Genomic DNA, 16,766 nt, shown 5'->3' on the forward strand with positions numbered 1-16,766 from the left:
CATTCCCCCGGATTGTCCAGCCGCCGCGGAAAAGGGCGGCGGCCGTGGGCGTGGCTAGTCCTCCTTGCCGTCGCTGCGGGCGCTCATGCCCTGCACGCTCATGCCGTGGACGCTCATCCCGCGATCCGGCCCACCGCGCGGGTCCAGCAGCAATTGCTCGAACATGCCCGAATGCACGTCCAGGCGGATGGTGTAATCGGCCTTGTCATAGGACCAGACCATCAGGTCGTCGGGCTGGGGAAGCCCGCGCCCGCCGCCAGTGCGCTCGGTCTTGTCGGTCGGGGCGGCCTGCGGCAGGCGCAGCTGCGACATCGCCTCGCCGGCATCCAGCCCCGGCCCGTGCACCAGAAACAGCGCCGGGCGCGGCAGGACGTGATACAGCCCCTCGAAGGCAAAGCCGTAAATGCGGGCGAAATTCGCGTCCTCGGCCTGCAATTGCCGTTCCAGCTGGCCGGGCGTGCCGCCGCGGGGCTGGGGGAACGGTCCGTGCCGCGGATCGTCGTGCTTGCCCTGCGCCGAGGGCGGGCGGATCTGCAAATCCTCGACCACGCGACCGAAGAGCAGCAGGTTCGAGGGGCTCAGCAAGGTCTCGGGCATCGGAACCTCCGCCAGGAAGGGATTTTTTCCGCCGCCGCGCAGGGCAAGGCCTGCGGGCCCGGAGCTTCAGGTTACGGTGCCGGGCGGCCGCTGTCGATGGGTTTGTCGCCCGGCACCCGCATCGTCAGCCGGCGGCTGCCCGTCTTGCAGCCACAGCGCATGGTCCCGCGCCAGCGCGGCATGGAAATGCCCGAGATCACGGAAACCGAGGCTGCGGGCATGGTCCTCCAGGTCCTCCGGCAGGTCGCGGCCAAGGCGGGTGCGGAAATACCAGGCCAGCAGCACGGGCAGCGGCGGCGGATCGGGATCGGCGCAGCCGGCGATACGCTCGCGCAGGGCGGCATAGCCGCCGTCCAGCCGAAGCTGGTCCAGGATCGCCGGCCCCAGCGCCGCGTCGCGGTCCTGCGCCATCGCCTCGACCGTCGCCAGCCGGGCCATCAGCCGGTCGAACCCTGCGCGGTCCAGGCCGTTTTCGACCGCCCAGCGCTCGATGTCCTGGCCGCGCAGCAAGCCGCGCGGCAGGCGAAACTCCAGCGCGGCCTGGGCGATGCGCGCCGGATCCGGCCCGCGCTGCGCGCGCGCGGCAGTCTCGGCGGCGAGGTGCTGCAGCAGGGCGGCGCGGCGCAACTCCAGATAGGGCTCGCCCCGCAGGCGCAGCGCATCGAGCAGCAGCGCATCCGTCGCCCCGGCGCCCTGCTCATGCGCCGCGAGCCAGGGCGCATTGGCCCAGGCCTCGGTCCATTCGAAGGCGAAATCCGGTGCCGGGGCCAGCTCGCCGCGCGCGGCATGCGCCTGGATCTCGTGCAACAACTCCAGCGCGTCGGCGCGTTTCTGGTCGATGCGGCCGCCCGGCAGCCAGGACGCAAGGCGGTCACGCATGGCGGGGGACAGCCGGGCCGCGGCCGCCAGGACGCCGGGCCAGTCGCGTTGCTGATAGAACTGCGCCTTGGCGGTGGCGAGCAGATGCGCGGCACCCGCATCGTCGACGATGCCCGCCGCCCGCGCCGCGGCGACGGTGGCGCGGATATTGACCATCGGCTCGCTCAGCGCGGCATGGCCGGTCTCGGCCGGCCCGTGCAGCAGCGCCACCTCGTCGTCGTCGGTCAGCAGGCCGTCGCGGAAATCCCGGAAGATCCGTCCGACGCCGCGCATGCCGAAGGGGGCAAGCTCGGCGGCGCGCAGGGCGCCCATGCTGGCGGCGCCGAAAACGGCGATGCGCTGCGAGATCGCCCAGAGCACCTCCTTGTGCCAGACCGCGGGCACGCCGTCGAAACGGCCGTCGATCAGGCCGATCGCCACCGGCCGCCCCCGCGCGGCGCGGTAAAGGTCGCCCTGCTGCGCGGGCGGCAGGAAGCGGATCTGCGGAAAGGCGGCACGGTCGCGCGCGCTGAGCGAGGGGCCGGAAAAGACGATCACGCTCATGGCGCGGCCTGCCCGGCGGCGCGGGGGCCGGGCCGCCAGCCGGGATGGTCGTGGGGCGCCTCCAGCCCCGGCACCACCAGGCGGACGACCGGCAGGTCCAGCCCCGGCTTGCGCAGGTCCACGGCCACCGCCTCGTCGATGCCGACCGCGCGCAGGCGCGACAGCAGCCAGTCCAGGTCTTCGGCGAAATCCAGCGAGAGGAACTCCTCCACCGCCGCGAAATCCGTCGCCGGCCGGTGGTTGGCGCGCATCTCGGCGGCCCGCCGCGCCTTGCGGGACAGTTCATGCGGGCTGAAGTCCTCCGGGCGCAGATCGTCCCGCGCCCCCGAGATATAGGTGCAGCGCACCTGCGCCGCCTCGGTCAGGGCGCGCAGCAGCGCGATGGCGCGCGCGGGATGCGCGCCGGCGCCGATGCCGTGATGCGATCCGGGCTCGCGCCGGTCCGAGAGCAGGCAGTAGAAGGCCGGCACCGCCATGTCGCCGGCCAGCTGCCAGACATGCACGTCGAAGCCCGCCCCCCGCATTCGGTCCAGCACGGCGCGGCAGGCGGGGTCGTCGACGCTGGCGAGGTCCAGCCCGGTCGCGGCCCGGCGCTCGGGCGGCAGCAGGTGCCACAGCGTGGTGGCGTCGCGCTCGACCAGTTCGCAGAGGGCGTGACAGGTCGCCTCGGCCATGGTATTGCCCGAGGCAAGGCCGTTGCTGCCGCAGGGAAAGCAGCCGCTGCCGGGCGGCGGCGGCAGGGTGAAGTTCGCCCGCACGCATTCGAAGGGCAGCCAGCGCGACCGCCCCGAAAGCAGGTCCCGCCCCTCGATCCACAGCATCGGCAGGTCGCGGTGGAAGCGGTCCGAGATCCGGGCCAGCCGGTCCACGTCGATCATGGCATGAGAATGCGCGAGCTCGTTCAGGCTGCCCAGCTTCAGCGGCGCCTCGATGTGCTCGGCGTGGTAAAGCTCGGCCGCCTCCATCAGGCCCGAGGCGGTGGCGGCATCCAGGTCCAGCCCCTTGCCCTGCGACACCGCCAGCGAGCGGGCGTTCGGCCGGCAGACCATCACCACCGGCACGCCAATCCGGTCCAGCCCGGTCACGTCGGCGATGCGGGTGATGCCCATCCGCGCCATCAGCGGCCGGACCCGCGCCACGGTCTGCGCAGGGGCGACGCCGCGGTGGCAGCCGCGGCGATAGGCCTTGGTCGCGGCCTCGGGCGTCAGCGCCGCAATCCTTCGGGCGTCCAGACCATGTCCAGGATCGGCGTCGCGTCTGGGTCGATCATGCGAAAGCCCAGCCGCAGGTAAAGCCCGATGGCGCGGTTGGTCCGCACCACCGACAGCGAGACGGTCCTGCCCTCGGCCGCGGCCCGGTGCAGCAGGTCGCGCAGGATGCGCGAGCCGATGCCCCGGCCGCAGTAGTCCGGCAGCAGTTGCAGCTGCGCCAGGTTGTAGTCGGCATCGCGCTCGGTGACCTGCATCCAGCCGATGTCCCTGCCCTCGAGGGTGATGATGCGGGAATCCGCCGCCTTGAACGAGCGCCGGATCGCCGCCCGGCGCATCGGCTCGTCCCAGGCGTCCAGCTGCTGCATCAGGGGCCGCATCGCGTCGATATGGATCGCCTCGGCAAAGGGAAACTCCTCGGGATGCGCCGGACGCAGGCCGAATTGCGGAATAGGGTGCCGGTCATAGGTCATGGCGGCATTATAGACCCGTGCCGGCGGCTGTCACGGGGCCGCTTGACTTGACGCGGCGGCGCGATCCGGGCTTGACAGGCCGGGCGCCTGCGCCTTTCTCGGTGCCATCGAAAGGAGCCTTGGACAAGCCATGACCGAACAGCCCGGTTTGACCGGCCCCCGGCTTCAGGCGGTGCTTTATGCCGATATCCACGGCTATACCCGGCTGATCGAGCAGGACGAGGCGGGAACCATCCTGCGGCTGACGCGCTCGCTGGCGCTGATCCGCAATCTGGTCGGCGATTACGGCGGCACCGTGGTCAATACCGCCGGGGACGGGCTGGTCGCCGTGTTCGAGGACGTCCACCAGGCGCTGCATTTCGCCATCGAGATGCAGCGCGAACTGTCCTGCGAATCCGCCTGGGCCGAGGCGCGCGAGCCGATCGCCTGGCGCGTCGGCATCTCGCTGGGCGAGACATTCGAGGGCCGGGACGGGGTCTATGGCCACAGCGTCAACCTGGCGGCGCGGATCCAGAGCTTCGCCGATCCCGGCGGCATCTGCGTCACCGAGACGGTCTACCGCATGGTGCGCGACAATGCCGAACTGGCGCTGCGCTCGCTGGGGCGGCGGCGGCTGAAGAACATCTCGGCCCCGGTCGAGGTCTATGCCGTGCTGCCTCCGGCCCCCGCCGCCGCACCCGCGACCCCCCTGCCCCGCGACCTGCTGCGGCGCACCGATCCCAGCCAGCCCGACGCCTCGCTGGCGATCCTGCCGATGGAGAATCTCTCGGCCGATCCCCGCGACCGGCATCTGTGCCAGGGCATCGTCGCCGACCTGATCACCAATCTCAGCCGGTTCCGGCAGCTGATGGTGATCGCGCGGCATTCCTCGGTCCTGGCCGCGGCGCAGACCACCTCGCTGCGCGAGATCGGCCGCCGGCTGGGCGTGCGCTATCTGCTGACCGGCGGGTTCCGCCGGGCCGGCAACCGGCTGCGCATCACCGTCGATCTGGCCGAGGCGGAATCCGAGAACGTCATCTGGTCCGAACGCTATGACGGCGTGATGCAGGACATCTTCGACTTCCAGGACGACGTGACCGCGATGACCGCGGCGCGGGTGGCGATCCAGCTCGACACCGCCGAGCGGCGCCGGCTGGCCGAACAGGCGCATCCGGCGCTTTACGCCTATGGGCTGGTGCTGCGCGGACAGGACATGGGCCTGCGCTTCCTGCCCGATGCCAACCTGCACGCCCGGCGCCTGTTCGAAGAGGCGCGTGATCTCGACCCCAGCTATGGCCGCAGCTATGCGGCGATGTCGCGCACCTTCAACGTCGAATGGCGCTACAACTGGACCAGCGACCCGGATGCGGCGCTGAACCAGGCGCTGGTCCTGGCCAAGCGGGCAGTGCAATGCGACAGCCTCGATTCGCGCGGCTTTTCCGAGATGGGCCTGGCGCATCTCTACAAGAAGCAGCATGACGAGGCGCTGGCCGCCTATGAGCATGCGCTGGACCTGAACCCCAACGACGCCGACCTGCTGGCCTATACCGGCGACTGCCTGGCCTATGTCCGGCAGGGCGACCGCGCGGTGAAACTGCTGGAACGGGCGATGCGGCTGAACCCCTATTACCCGGACGCCTATCTGTGGTTCCTGGGCGATGCCTATTTCCACCATGGCGACTATGCCAGGACCATCGAGACGCTCTACAAGATGCGCGACCAGTCCGAGGCGCACCGGCTGCTGGCGGCCAGCCACGCGCTGCTGGGCCAGATGGACGAGGCGCGCCGCCATGCCCGCGCGGTGATGCAGGTGCATCCGAACTTCACCATCGCGCATTGGCGCAAGGTGCCGCCGCTGAAACATGCCGATGACCTGGAGCTTTACGTCGAGGGGCTGCGCAAGGCGGGCCTGACCTGACTGCCGGCCGCGATCAACCAGGCCGGGCCGCGCAGGACGGTGCCGGCGCGAGATCGGCGGCCAGTTGCGCCAGCGCATCCGCGTCCGGCGAGATGGCGACCAGCCGGTTCGCGACCATGCCTTCGGACGGCGCGGCCGGGTCCAGCGACAAGACTCCCCCGGCCAGCTGCAGCAGCTGCGGACCGTCCGAGCCGGGCAGCAGGACATAGCCCTTGAGCCGGTGGACCGCCCGCCGATGCCGGTCGATGATCGCGACGAGTTGCTGGCGATCCGGGGGCGGGACAAGGCCGATCGTGCGGCTGGCGAACAGCCGGCCATGGTCGGGGTTTGGGGCCAGGGCCGCAAGGCTGCGGCCGTCATGGGGCGCCGCCAATGCCTGCGTGAAGCCGCCGTCCGGCGCCAGATGCTGGCTGGCCAGCGGGTTGAGCCGGGCGACGAGCCGCGCCGCACGGCGCAGCGCCGCGCGGCCGGCGATGTCAGCGCGCGACAGGAACACGGCATCGGCGCCGCGGATCTGGCTTTCCGCAACCCTGCCGATGCGGGGGTCGGTCAGCCGCTCGGCCAGGCTTTGCGGATCGGCCACCGCCACCACCGCCCGGCAGTCCAGCTCGGGCTCGGCCAGGGCGAAGCTGGCCAGCCGACGCGGCTCGGCGACGCCGCTGGCCTCGATCACCAGCCGGTCCACCCGGTCGCGCAGGCTCAGCGCCCGCTCGAAGGCGTCGAACAGCCCGCCGCCCATCGAGCAGCAGATGCAGCCGTTGCTGAGCTGGATCGTGTCGGCCGAGCGGCCGGCGATCAGCGCCGCATCGACCGCAATGTCGCCGAAATCGTTGACCATGACCAGGATGCGCTCGCCCTGCCGGTCCAGCAGCCGGTTCAGCAGCGTGGTCTTGCCCGCGCCCAGATAGCCGCAAAGCAGGTTGACGGGCAGCGCCGCGGCCATGGTCAGAACGACCCGGCCGCGACCGGGGTGCCGCCGAAGACGGTTCCCCAGACCCGGACCTCGCGCAGGTGCTCGGGGCCGAGGGCATGCGGATCGTCCTCGAGCACGGCGAAATCGGCGCGCTTGCCGACCTCGACCGAGCCGAGCTCGGCGTCCAGTTTCAGCGTATGGGCGGCGCCCAGGGTGATGGCGTAAAGCGCCGCGTCCAGCGGGATGCGTTCCGAGGTGCCCAGCTGCCGGCCGCTGTCGGTCAGCCGGTTGACCGCGCACCAGGCGGTGACCAGCGGCGCCAGCGGCGTGATCGGCGCGTCGGAGTGGATCGCCAGCGGAATGCCCATCTCCAGCGCGCTGGCGCAGGGGTTCATGCGGCAGGCGCGCTCGGGGCCGATGGTGATCTCGTAATGCTTGTCGCCGAAATAATACAGGTGGTTGGCGAACAGGTTCACGCAGCATTGCAACGCGGCGATGCGGCGCAGTTGCGCCCGGTCGGCCATCTGGCAATGTTGCAGCACATGGCGGTGGTCGGGGCGGAAATGCCCGGCCAGCGCCGCTTCCAGCGCCTCGATGGCGGCCAGGCTGGCGCCGTCACCGTTGACATGGATATGCATCTGGATGCCCTGGCGGTTCAGGTCGTCCACCAGGACGTTCAGCGCTTCGGGGGCGATATTCCAGATGCCGTTGTCGGTGCCGCGGTGATAGCCCGGCGCCAGCAGCTGCGCGGTAAAGCCCTGGATCGAGCCGTCGGTGACGATCTTGACCCCGCCCAGCCGCACCCGGTCGGTCGATTGCGCCCGCAGTTCCTTCGCCCGCGCGGCCACCGCCTCGGGCGGCAGCGCCAGCGCCGAAAGCATCGGCACCAGCCGCAAGGGATAGCCGGCGTCGGCCGTGGTGGCGAACAGGTCGGCCAGCACCTCGTCGCCCAGCTCGTTCAGCAGGTCGGTCGAGGTGGTGACCCCCGCCCGGCAGGCCGAGCGCGCGAAGTTCCAGATCGCCTCGGGATCGCCGCCCATGGCGCGGAAGCTGGCGCCGACCCGGCGCATGACCGGGAACATGGCGCCCATCTCGTGCAGCTCGCCGTGCAATTCGCCGTCCTCGGTGTGGATGACGCCGGGCACGTCGGTGTTCTCGTCATAGCCGGCCAGGTCCAGCGCCACGCTGTTGGCGGTCAGCAGGTGCATGTTGGAATGCAGCACCACCACCGGCCGCGTGGTCGAGACCCGGTCGAGGTCCAGCCGCGACAGCCGGTCGCCCGGCACGAAAAGCGGATCGAAGCCCCAGCCGACGACGGGCCCGTCGCCCAGTTCCGCGGCGCGATCGCGCAGGCGCTGGACCAGCGCGTTGGTGCTGGTGATGCCCTGCCACCGCCGCCCGTCCGGGGCCACGCGGTCGTAATGCCCCAGATAGGTGAAGCGCCAGACCGAGCCCTCCATCATATGGGCATGACCCTCGACGAAACCGGGCATCAGCACCTTGTCGGCGAATCGGTCGTCATGGTGCAGCTCGCCCCGGTCCTGCATGTCCTCGGGGCCGCCGACGGCAAGGATGCGCCCGTCATGGGACACCATCACATGCGTCGCCTCGGGCCGCGACGGGTCCATGGTGATGATGCGGCGTGCTGAAAAAACGGTCGGGATCATGCAATTTCTCCGTCGGATCCGGCGTTGCGGGCAGATTAGCCGTGACAAACATCCTGCGTGAAATGCATAATTGCGCGGGATTTCCGCTATTTTCCTGAGGGTCGGATGCATTACACCCTGAAGCACCTGCGCTATATCGAGGCGGCCGAACGGCACCAGTCGATCACCGCCGCCGCCGAGGCGCTGGCGGTCTCGCCCTCCTCCATCGCCGCCGCCATCGACCATATCGAGGCGCAGCTGGGCCAGCCGGTCTTTGCCCGCGTGCCATCGCGCGGGATCGGGGCGACCAGCTTCGGGCGCAAGATCATCGACGAGATCCGGCTGCTGCTGGTGGCGCAGGCGCGCTTCGACGGCAAGATCGCCGACCTGGAGCAGCGCATCGACGGCACCGCCCGCATCGCCTGCTTCACGCCGCTGGCGCCGATCCTGCTGCCGACGATCCTGTGCGAGGTGCGCGAACGCTATCCCAACCTGATGATCGAGGTGGTCGAGGGCAACTGGGAGGAGGTGGTGCGCGCCGTCGATACCGGCGACGCCGATTTCGCCTTCTGCTACGGGCTGATCAACGAGCTGGCCTATCGCTTCCTGCCGCTTTTCGTCGGCCACCCCCATGCCGCGTTGCCGGCGACGCATCCGCTGGCCAGCGGCCGCTTCGTCACGCTGGAGCAATTGGCACCCGAGCCGCTGGTGGTGCTGGACCTGGACCTGTCGCGGCGCTACCTGATGGACCTGTTCGCCACGCGGGGCCTCAAGCCGAACGTGGCCTATTCGGCGCGCTCGACCGACATGATGCGGGCGCTGATCGCGGCCGGCATGTGCTATGGCATCTTCAACATCCGCCCGATGAGCAAGCAGACCTATGCCCGCGGCGACTTGGTGCGCTTGCCGCTGGCCGGCGAACACGACGCGCCGCGCGCCGGGGTGCTGACCCGGCGCGACGTGCAGCTGACCCCGGTTTGCGAAGCGATCATCGCCACTTGCGAGATGCAGGCGATGCGCGGCGAATTCGACCGCGCCTTCGTGCGTCCCTATCTTCCACAGGATTTCTGAGGAATTCGGGCGCAAAAATGCATTTGCCGCAAAGCCTGCCAATGACCGATCCATAAGGACGCAGCGTCAACACAGAATTCGGCGCGCGCCCAACACGGAGAACCAGATGACCCTTGCCCCCGCCTTCTCGCGTCGTTTCCTGCTGGCCGGTGCCGTGGCGCTGACCGCGCTTGCCACCGCCCCCGCGCTTTCCGCCCAGGAGGCGCAAAAGGGCGGGACGCTGGTGCTGGCCTCGGTGCACAAGCCGCGCCACCTGAACTCGGCCGTGCAGTCGGGCGTCGCGACCGCCGTGCCGGCGGCGCAGATCTTCGCCACGCTGCTGCGCTATGGCGAGGATTTCACCCCGCAGCCCTACCTGGCCGAAAGCTGGGAATTCAGCGAGGACAGCAAGGTGCTGACCCTGAAGCTGCGCCAGGGCGCGACCTTCCACGACGGCTCGCCCATCACCGCCGAGGACGTGATCTGGTCGCTGGGCGTGGTCAAGGACAACCACCCATTCTCGAGCATGCTCGCGCCGGTCGAGGCCTTCGAGGCGCCCGATCCGCAGACCGTGGTGATCCGCATGAAGCAGCCGCATCCGGCGATCCTGCTGGTGCTGTCCGCCTCGCTGACGCCGATCCTGCCCAAGCACGTCTTCGACGACGGCCAGGACATCAAGTCGAACCCCAAGAACAACCTGCCGGTCGGCTCGGGCCCCTTCAAGGTGGTCGCATTTGAGCCCGGCCAGCACATCATCCTGGAACGCTATGACGGCTTCTTCCTGGAAGGGAAGCCCTATCTGGACCGCATCGTGATCCGGCAATACCAGGACGCCAACTCGGGCGTGCTGGCGCTGGAATCGGGCGAGGCGCAGATGTTCCCGCTGCTCGACGGCACCCGCCTGATCCGGCGGCTGGAGAAATCCGGCAACCTGACCGTGACCGACAAGGGCTATGCCGGCATCGGCCCGCTGAACTGGCTGGCCTTCAACACCAAGCATCCGGCGCTGTCGGACGTGCGGGTGCGCCGGGCCATCGCCCATGCCATCGACCGCGACTTCGTCACCAAGGCGCTGCATTCGGGCCTGTCCAAGCCCTCGATCGAGCCGGTCGCGCAGGGCAGCCCCTTCCATACCGAGGACGTCGCGCGCTACGACTTCGACCTGGACACGTCCAAGGCGCTGCTGGCCGAGGCGGGCTATGGCGAGGGCGGCAAACCGCTGGAACTGCGCATCGACTACATGCCCGATGTCGAGGAACAGCAGCGCGCCGTCGCCGAATATGTCAAGGCGGCGCTGGCCAAGGTCGGGATCGCGGTTACCGTGCGTTCCTCGCCCGACTTCCCGACCTGGTCGCAGCGCGTGTCGTCCTATGATTTCGACATGACCATGGACCAGGTCTTCAACTGGGGCGACCCGGTGATCGGGGTGAACCGGACCTATCTCTGCTCGAACATCCGCCAGGGGATCATCTGGTCCAACACCCAGCAATATTGCAACGAAGAGGTGGACAAGCTGATGAACGCCGCCGGGGTCGAGCCGGACCTGGCCAAGCGCCAGCAGCTTTACGCCCAGGCGTTCAAGCAGATCACCACCGACATCCCGATCCATTTCATCAACGAAGTGCCCTATCATACGGTCTATTCGCAGGCCGTGCAGAACCCGCCCGTCTCGATCTGGGGCACGATGGGGCCGATGGATGAGGTCTGGCTGAAGCAGTAACCGGCGGAGGCAATCCCGATGTTTCGACGTATCCTGCGGCAGCTGCTCTATGCGGCCGCCCTGATCCTTGCTGTCCTTGTCCTGAACTTCCTGCTGATCCAGCTCGCCCCCGGCGACCCGGCCGAGGTCATCGCCGGCGAGATGGGCGGCGCCAGCGCCGAGGTCATGGCCGCGATCCGCCAGCAATACGGGCTGGACAAGCCGCTGCTGACCCAGCTGGGCTTGTATCTGGGCCGCGCGCTGCAGGGCGACCTGGGCATGTCCTATTTCTACAACCGCCCGGTGGTCGACCTGATCCTGTCGCGGCTGGGGCCGACCATGCTCTTGGTGGCGACCGCGCTGGGTTTCGCGCTGATCGTCGGCACGCGGCTGGGGATGCTCGCCTCGCGCAATCCGCGCGGCATCGCCTCGGCGCTGGTCACGGTGCTGTCGCTGGTGGGCTATTCGGCGCCGGTGTTCTGGACCGGGCTGATGCTGGTGATCCTGTTCGGCGCCACCATCCCGCTGTTCCCCATCGCCGGCATGATCGACGTGGTGAAACAGGGCGGCTTGCTGAGCCGGGTGCTGGACATCGCCCACCACCTGGTGCTGCCGGCGCTGACGCTGGGGCTGGTCTATCTGGCGCAATACAGCCGGCTGACCCGCGCCTCGATGCTGGAGGTGCTGGGTGCCGACTATATCCGCACCGCCCGCGCCAAGGGCGTCAGCGAGCGGCAGGTCTTCGGCCGCCACGCCTTCCGCAACGCCCTGCTGCCGGTGGTGACCGTCGCCGGGATGCAGTTCGGCGCCATCATCTCGGGCGCCGTGCTGGTCGAGACGGTGTTCAGCTGGCCCGGGCTTGGCACGCTGGCCTTCCAGTCGATCCTGGCGCGCGACTATCCGACCGTGCTGGGCATCCTGTTCTTCTCCACCCTGATCGTCATCATCGCGAACCTGCTGACCGACTTCGTGTCGCGCTTGCTGGACCCGCGCCTTGCCGGAGGACGCTAGAGACATGACCGCGCCCGCCAGAACCACGGTTCCAGCCGCCCGCGGTCCCATGGCCGAAGCCTGGGACATCTTCCGCCGCAGCCCCTCGGCCATGCTGGGCCTGGCGCTGCTGATCCTGGTGATGGGAATGACCTTCGCCGGACCCCATCTCTACCAAGTCGATCCGTTCGAGATCGTCTGGGCGCCGCTGACGCCGCCCGGCGAAGAGGCGACCATTCCGCTGGGCACCGACAACCTGGGCCGCGACATCCTGGCCGGGCTGATCGCGGGCGGCCGCGCCACGCTGGCCGTGGGCTTTGCCGCCGCAGCGATCACCATGCTGATCGGGGTGCTGATCGGCGCCTATGCCGGCTTCTACGGCGGCATCGTCGACGACATGCTGATGCGCGTGACCGAGTTCTTCCAGGTGCTGCCGCCCTTGCTGTTCGCCATGGTCGTGGTGACGCTGTTCCAACCGACGCTGGTGAACGTGGCGCTGGCCATCGGCATCGTCAGCTGGCCGCAGACCGCCCGCCTGACCCGGTCCGAGTTCCGCCGCATCCGCACGCTGGAATATGTCAGCGCCATGCGCGCGATCGGCGCCGGCGACGGCAACATCATCTGGCGCGTGATCCTGCCCAATGCCCTGCCGCCGCTGATCGTCTCGGCCACGCTGACCATCGGCATGGCGATCCTGTTCGAGGCCGGGCTCAGCTTCCTTGGCCTCTCGGACCCGAACGTCATGTCCTGGGGGCTGATGATCGGCTCGGGCCGGGAATACCTGCTGGACGCCTGGTGGGTGGTGACGCTGCCCGGGGCGATGATCTTCCTGACCGTGCTGGGCGTCAGCCTGGTCGGCGACGGGCTGAACGACGCCTTCAACCCCCGGATGAGGGAGCGCTGAGCCATGACCGACCCCGTTCTGGACATCCGCAACCTCAAGGTCGATTTCGCCACAAGGCGCGGCACGGCCCATGTGCTGGACGACGTGTCCTTCAGCGTCGCCCCGGGCGAGCTCTTGGCCATCGTCGGCGAATCCGGCTGCGGCAAGAGCATGACCGCGCTGTCGGTGCTGGGCCTGATCCCCTCGCCCCCCGGCAAGGTGGTCGGCGGCAGCATCCTGTTCCAGGGCCGCGACCTGACGAAGCTGCGTCCCTCCGAGATGCGCAAAATCCGCGGCGGCGACATCGCCATGATCTTCCAGGAGCCGATGACCTCGCTGAACCCGGTGTTCACCTGCGGCGAGCAGATCGCCGAGGCGGTGCGTCTGCACCAGAAGGTCAGCCCCCGGGCCGCCTTCGCCCGCGCCGTGGACATGCTGCGCGCCGTCGGCATCCCCGAGCCGGAACTGCGCGCCCGCGCCTATCCGCACCAGCTTTCCGGCGGCATGCGCCAGCGGGTGATGATCGCCATGGCGCTGTCCTGCGAGCCGAAGCTCTTGATCGCGGACGAGCCGACGACGGCGCTGGACGTGACCGTGCAGGCGCAGATCTTCGGCCTGCTGGACGAGCTGCGGCAAAAGACCGGCACCGCCATCGTCCTGATCACCCACGACATGGGCGCGGTGGCGGAAATGGCCGACAAGGTGGCGGTCATGTATGCCGGCCGCGTCATTGAGCGCGGCCCGGCCGACGCGGTGCTGGATGATCCCGGCCATCCCTATACCCGGGGCCTCTTGGCCAGCATCCCGCGCGTCGATGCCGACCCGGATACCGACCTGCCGGAAATCCCCGGCATCGTGCCGGCGCTGACCGACCTCGGCCGCGGCTGCGCCTTCGCGCCGCGCTGCCCGCTGGCCGTCGATGCCTGCCACGCCGCCCAGCCCCGCCACGTCGCCATGACCGGCGACCATTCGGCCGCCTGCATCCAGCTTGAACCCCGCGAGGTCCCGGCATGACCCAGCTTCTTTCCGTCCGCGACCTCAAGGTGCATTTCCCCACCGCGAAGGGCGGCACCGTCCATGCGGTGGACGGGGTCAGCTTCGACATCCAACGCGGCCAGACGCTGGGCATCGTCGGCGAATCCGGCTCGGGCAAGACCACCACGGCGCTGGCGGTGATGCGCCTTGCGCCGATCACCGGTGGCGAGATCGCCCTGGACGGCACGCCCATCAGCCGCATCGAGGGCGAGGAGCTGCGCCGCGCCCGGCCGCGCTTCCAGATGGTGTTCCAAGACCCGTTCTCGTCGCTGAACCCGCGCGACCGGGTCGGGCGGATCATCCGCCAGCCCATGGACCTGCTGGGCTTGGGCGAACCCTCCGGCCGCGACGCGCGGGTCGAGGAGCTGCTGACCCAGGTGGGCTTGCGCCCCGAGCTGAAGTCGCTTTACCCGCACCAGTTTTCCGGCGGGCAGCGGCAGCGCATCGGATTGGCGCGGGCGCTGGCGACCAAGCCCGACCTGATCGTCTTCGACGAGCCGGTCTCGGCGCTGGACGTGGCGGTGCAGGCGCAGGTGCTGAACCTGATCCGCCGCCTGCAGCGCGAGACCGGGCTGACCTATCTGTTCATCAGCCACGACCTGGGCGTCGTGCGCCATATCTGCGACGAGATCGCGGTGATGTATCTGGGCCAGATCGTGGAAAAGGCGCCGGCGGCGCAGATCTTCGCCGCGCCGCGCCATCCCTATACCCAGGCGCTGATCGCGGCGGCGCCTTCGCTTGCGCCCGAGCATCGGCGGCGGGGCGGCGGCGCGCGGCTGCAGGGCGACCCGCCCAGCCCGGTGAACCTGCCCAAGGGCTGCCGCTTCGCCTCGCGTTGCCCGATCGCGGTCGAGGATTGCCGGCAGCGGATGCCGGCCCTGCGCCAGCTTGCCCCCGGACAGGCGGTCGCCTGCCATCTGGCCTGACGACCGATCGGTGAAAGCGGCCCGACTGCCGGTCGGGCCTCTTTCGCGATGGCCGCGGCCTGCAGCATCCGCCAAGGGCTCCCTGCTCTCCGCGAATCCATCCGGCACCACAGCGGCGCCACCCGCCCGCCTGCGCCTGAAAACAGCGACCGGCCGTTTCCATCCTTGGTCTCGTCCGTGTCGAGAAGTTTCCGCCGAGGCCGAATTTGTAACGAAACGTTTCCCCTCTCCGCCTGGAAACAATTCCTTACAAATCATCGCGTGCGCCGGGGCGATTGTCGGGCATCATGATCGCGGGCGGCGGCAGAACCGCCCCCGGGACAGACAGGACGCGCGATCATGACCAGCCTCACCCTTGCCGAAGCCCGCCGGCGCATGGCGCTTTGCGTGCCGCGCGGCGACCTGGCCGGCGCCGGCGCGCGACGGATGGAGCCGGTGTCGTTCAGCCTGGTCGAGTTCGGCGGCGAAGGGCTGGTCTTTCGGCTGATCGATGCACGGGGCGGCCTGCTCGACCTGGTGCTGAACCCGGTCGTCGCCGGCGCCCTGCGCGACAGTATCGCCCTGGTCGAAATCCTTGCCAAGCCGCCGGGTCCGGCGGCAGCACCAGGCGAGGGACAGATCGGGTGATCCCGGGAGCACGACCACGACCGGCTGGCACGGCTCAGCGCGCTGATCTGGTGCAAAGCCTGCGCATTGATCGGCCGTGCCGAACGCGCTGCCGGGATCGGCGCGCTGTTGAACGGGCCGGTCCGGCTTCGGACATTCGGGGGCGGCGCAGGATAAAGCCTCTCGTCAAGCAGCAACCTGTGGCAGACTGAACCGCGCCGTCCGTTTTCGACCAAGGATTATCCCATGACCTATCGATCTTTTCTTCGGTTTGCCCGGCTGGGCATCGCCCTGGCTGTCCTGTCCGTTGCGGGACCGGCCGTCGCGCAGCAGCCTCCGGCGACCGGGCCGAAGCAGGTCGGGGTCGTCGCGGTCAAGGCCGAATCCGTGCCGCTGGTCAGCACCCTGCCCGGCCGGGCCGTGGCGCGGGACGCGGTGGATATCCGCCCGCGCGTGGACGGTTTCGTGACCGAGGTGCTCTACAAGCCCGGCCAGCCGATCAAGGCGGGCGCGCCGATGTTCCAGATCGACCCGACCACCTATGAGGCTGCGGTCGAAGAGGCGCGCGCCAATCTCGCCTCGGCCAATGCCGCCGTGCCGCAGGCCGAGGCGGCCTATGAACGCTCGCGCAAGCTGCAGGGATCGGGCTCGACCCAGGCGGCGCTGGAACAGGCCCAGGCCACGATGGAGCAGGCGCGCGCCGCCGTCACCGCCGCCGAGGCGGCGCTGAAGCTGGCCGAGACGCGGCTTTCCTGGACCACGATCGCCAGCCCGCTGGACGGGCTGCCCTCGGTCGCCGTCGTCTCGCCGGGCGACCTGGTCACCTCGGGGCAGAGCGATGCGCTGGCGACCGTCACCCAGCTCGATCCGATCGACGTGGACATGTACGAGCCCTCGGCCCGGCTGCAGCGCATCCGCGACCGCATCGAGTCGGGCCGGATCGAGATGAGCCAGGCGCTGAAGGCGCAGCTGACGCTGGAGAACGGCGTGACCTATGCCGCCACCGGCGAGATGGTGGCGCCCGGCTATACCGTCTCGACCTCGACCGGGGCCATCGACTTCCGCTTCCGCTTCGACAACCCCGAGCGCCGCATCCTGCCCGGCATGTTCGTGCGCGGCACCATCGAGATCGGCCGGATCCAGGCCTTCCTGGTGCCGCAGATGGCCACGACGCGCAACCGCGACGGCACGCTTTCGGCCTGGGTGGCTGCGGACGGCAAGGCCGCGAAGCGCGTGCTGACCGAGGAGGGCGTGCATCAGAACAGCTGGATCGTCACCGCGGGGCTGAAGGACGGCGATGCGCTGATCGTGAACGGCGCGACCGGCCTGGCCGAGGGCGCCGAGGTCGCGCCGGTCACGGTCGAGATCGACGAGAACGGCGTGGTCCGCGACCTGCCGGCGACGCAGGCGGAGTGACCCGG

Annotated in this window: 15 protein-coding genes; 9 read left to right on the forward strand and 6 right to left on the reverse strand. The window is 69.5% G+C overall.

The genetic code is table 11. The annotated features are described in order from the left end of the window. Positions 1 to 54: 54 nt before the first annotated feature. The 4 genes from ASV56_RS13080 to ASV56_RS13095 form a co-directional block, all read right to left on the reverse strand. Entirely contained in the window at positions 55 to 597 is a 543-nt protein-coding gene (locus ASV56_RS13080; RefSeq protein WP_062562516.1) for a hypothetical protein, read from the reverse strand. A gap of 66 nt (positions 598 to 663) precedes the next feature. Continuing rightward, positions 664 to 2,019: a TfuA-like protein gene (locus ASV56_RS13085; RefSeq protein WP_062562517.1), complete on the reverse strand. Its 1,356-nt coding sequence runs from the start codon at positions 2,017 to 2,019 to the stop codon at positions 664 to 666. Continuing rightward, positions 2,016 to 3,251, reverse strand: coding sequence for a YcaO-like family protein (locus ASV56_RS13090; protein WP_216635410.1), 1,236 nt, complete (start codon positions 3,249 to 3,251; stop codon positions 2,016 to 2,018). Before ASV56_RS13090 ends, ASV56_RS13085 begins: the two co-directional genes overlap by 4 nt. Then, positions 3,224 to 3,700 (reverse strand): GNAT family N-acetyltransferase, encoded by a 477-nt coding sequence (locus tag ASV56_RS13095; protein WP_062562518.1) that lies wholly within the window; start codon positions 3,698 to 3,700, stop codon positions 3,224 to 3,226. The genes ASV56_RS13090 and ASV56_RS13095 overlap by 28 nt, the downstream gene beginning before the upstream one ends. 130 nt (positions 3,701 to 3,830) lie before the next feature. On the opposite strand from ASV56_RS13095, the gene ASV56_RS13100 reads away from it, so the two are divergent. Continuing rightward, positions 3,831 to 5,597 carry a tetratricopeptide repeat protein gene (locus ASV56_RS13100; RefSeq protein WP_062562519.1) on the forward strand — a complete coding sequence of 589 codons (1,767 nt, stop codon included), beginning with the start codon at positions 3,831 to 3,833 and terminating at the stop codon, positions 5,595 to 5,597. A gap of 13 nt (positions 5,598 to 5,610) precedes the next feature. On the opposite strand, the gene ASV56_RS13105 is transcribed toward ASV56_RS13100, so the two are convergent. Continuing rightward, on the reverse strand, positions 5,611 to 6,540 hold the full coding sequence (locus tag ASV56_RS13105; protein ID WP_062562520.1) for a CobW family GTP-binding protein: 930 nt from the start codon (positions 6,538 to 6,540) through the stop codon (positions 5,611 to 5,613). Positions 6,541 to 6,542: 2 nt separating this feature from the next. Continuing rightward, positions 6,543 to 8,177: an amidohydrolase gene (locus ASV56_RS13110; RefSeq protein WP_062562521.1), complete on the reverse strand. Its 1,635-nt coding sequence runs from the start codon at positions 8,175 to 8,177 to the stop codon at positions 6,543 to 6,545. A gap of 105 nt (positions 8,178 to 8,282) precedes the next feature. Between ASV56_RS13110 and ASV56_RS13115 the strand changes: the two genes are divergently transcribed. The 8 genes from ASV56_RS13115 to ASV56_RS13150 all read left to right on the forward strand — a co-directional run bounded on the left by ASV56_RS13115 (position 8,283) and on the right by ASV56_RS13150 (position 16,761). Then, positions 8,283 to 9,227: a LysR family transcriptional regulator gene (locus ASV56_RS13115; protein WP_062562522.1), complete on the forward strand. Its 945-nt coding sequence runs from the start codon at positions 8,283 to 8,285 to the stop codon at positions 9,225 to 9,227. A gap of 106 nt (positions 9,228 to 9,333) precedes the next feature. Further along, a complete protein-coding gene (locus ASV56_RS13120; RefSeq protein ID WP_062562523.1) occupies positions 9,334 to 10,926 on the forward strand; it encodes an ABC transporter substrate-binding protein in 1,593 nt (530 codons plus the stop codon). 18 nt (positions 10,927 to 10,944) lie between these two features. After that, on the forward strand, positions 10,945 to 11,916 hold the full coding sequence (locus ASV56_RS13125; RefSeq protein WP_062562524.1) for an ABC transporter permease: 972 nt from the start codon (positions 10,945 to 10,947) through the stop codon (positions 11,914 to 11,916). A 49-nt stretch (positions 11,917 to 11,965) separates the two neighbouring features. Continuing rightward, positions 11,966 to 12,799 (forward strand): ABC transporter permease, encoded by an 834-nt coding sequence (locus ASV56_RS13130; RefSeq protein ID WP_062562525.1) that lies wholly within the window; start codon positions 11,966 to 11,968, stop codon positions 12,797 to 12,799. Positions 12,800 to 12,802: 3 nt separating this feature from the next. Continuing rightward, positions 12,803 to 13,792, forward strand: coding sequence for an ABC transporter ATP-binding protein (locus ASV56_RS13135; RefSeq protein ID WP_062562526.1), 990 nt, complete (start codon positions 12,803 to 12,805; stop codon positions 13,790 to 13,792). Further along, positions 13,789 to 14,739, forward strand: a complete 951-nt coding sequence (locus ASV56_RS13140) for an ABC transporter ATP-binding protein (protein ID WP_062562527.1) — start codon at positions 13,789 to 13,791, stop codon at positions 14,737 to 14,739. Before ASV56_RS13135 ends, ASV56_RS13140 begins: the two co-directional genes overlap by 4 nt. A gap of 339 nt (positions 14,740 to 15,078) precedes the next feature. Beyond that, entirely contained in the window at positions 15,079 to 15,366 is a 288-nt protein-coding gene (locus ASV56_RS13145) for a hypothetical protein (protein WP_062562528.1), read from the forward strand. A gap of 225 nt (positions 15,367 to 15,591) precedes the next feature. After that, entirely contained in the window at positions 15,592 to 16,761 is a 1,170-nt protein-coding gene (locus tag ASV56_RS13150; protein WP_062562529.1) for an efflux RND transporter periplasmic adaptor subunit, read from the forward strand. The last annotated feature ends 5 nt before the right edge of the window (positions 16,762 to 16,766 follow it).

The organism is Paracoccus aminovorans, assembly GCF_001546115.1.
Lineage (GTDB): Bacteria > Pseudomonadota > Alphaproteobacteria > Rhodobacterales > Rhodobacteraceae > Paracoccus > Paracoccus aminovorans_B.

Bases quoted from the DNA above. Each gene is read 5' to 3' on its own strand.
- ASV56_RS13115 (WP_062562522.1), top strand. From the start codon at position 8,283: ATGCATTACACCCTGAAGCACCTGCGCTATATCGAGGCGGCCGAACGG.
- ASV56_RS13125 (WP_062562524.1), top strand. From the start codon at position 10,945: ATGTTTCGACGTATCCTGCGGCAGCTGCTCTATGCGGCCGCCCTGATC.
- ASV56_RS13145 (WP_062562528.1), top strand. From the start codon at position 15,079: ATGACCAGCCTCACCCTTGCCGAAGCCCGCCGGCGCATGGCGCTTTGC.
- ASV56_RS13110 (WP_062562521.1), bottom strand. From the start codon at position 8,177: ATGATCCCGACCGTTTTTTCAGCACGCCGCATCATCACCATGGACCCG.
- ASV56_RS13100 (WP_062562519.1), top strand. From the start codon at position 3,831: ATGACCGAACAGCCCGGTTTGACCGGCCCCCGGCTTCAGGCGGTGCTT.
- ASV56_RS13105 (WP_062562520.1), bottom strand. From the start codon at position 6,540: ATGGCCGCGGCGCTGCCCGTCAACCTGCTTTGCGGCTATCTGGGCGCG.
- ASV56_RS13130 (WP_062562525.1), top strand. From the start codon at position 11,966: ATGGCCGAAGCCTGGGACATCTTCCGCCGCAGCCCCTCGGCCATGCTG.
- ASV56_RS13095 (WP_062562518.1), bottom strand. From the start codon at position 3,700: ATGACCTATGACCGGCACCCTATTCCGCAATTCGGCCTGCGTCCGGCG.
- ASV56_RS13150 (WP_062562529.1), top strand. From the start codon at position 15,592: ATGACCTATCGATCTTTTCTTCGGTTTGCCCGGCTGGGCATCGCCCTG.
- ASV56_RS13080 (WP_062562516.1), bottom strand. From the start codon at position 597: ATGCCCGAGACCTTGCTGAGCCCCTCGAACCTGCTGCTCTTCGGTCGC.
- ASV56_RS13135 (WP_062562526.1), top strand. From the start codon at position 12,803: ATGACCGACCCCGTTCTGGACATCCGCAACCTCAAGGTCGATTTCGCC.
- ASV56_RS13085 (WP_062562517.1), bottom strand. From the start codon at position 2,019: ATGAGCGTGATCGTCTTTTCCGGCCCCTCGCTCAGCGCGCGCGACCGT.
- ASV56_RS13140 (WP_062562527.1), top strand. From the start codon at position 13,789: ATGACCCAGCTTCTTTCCGTCCGCGACCTCAAGGTGCATTTCCCCACC.
- ASV56_RS13120 (WP_062562523.1), top strand. From the start codon at position 9,334: ATGACCCTTGCCCCCGCCTTCTCGCGTCGTTTCCTGCTGGCCGGTGCC.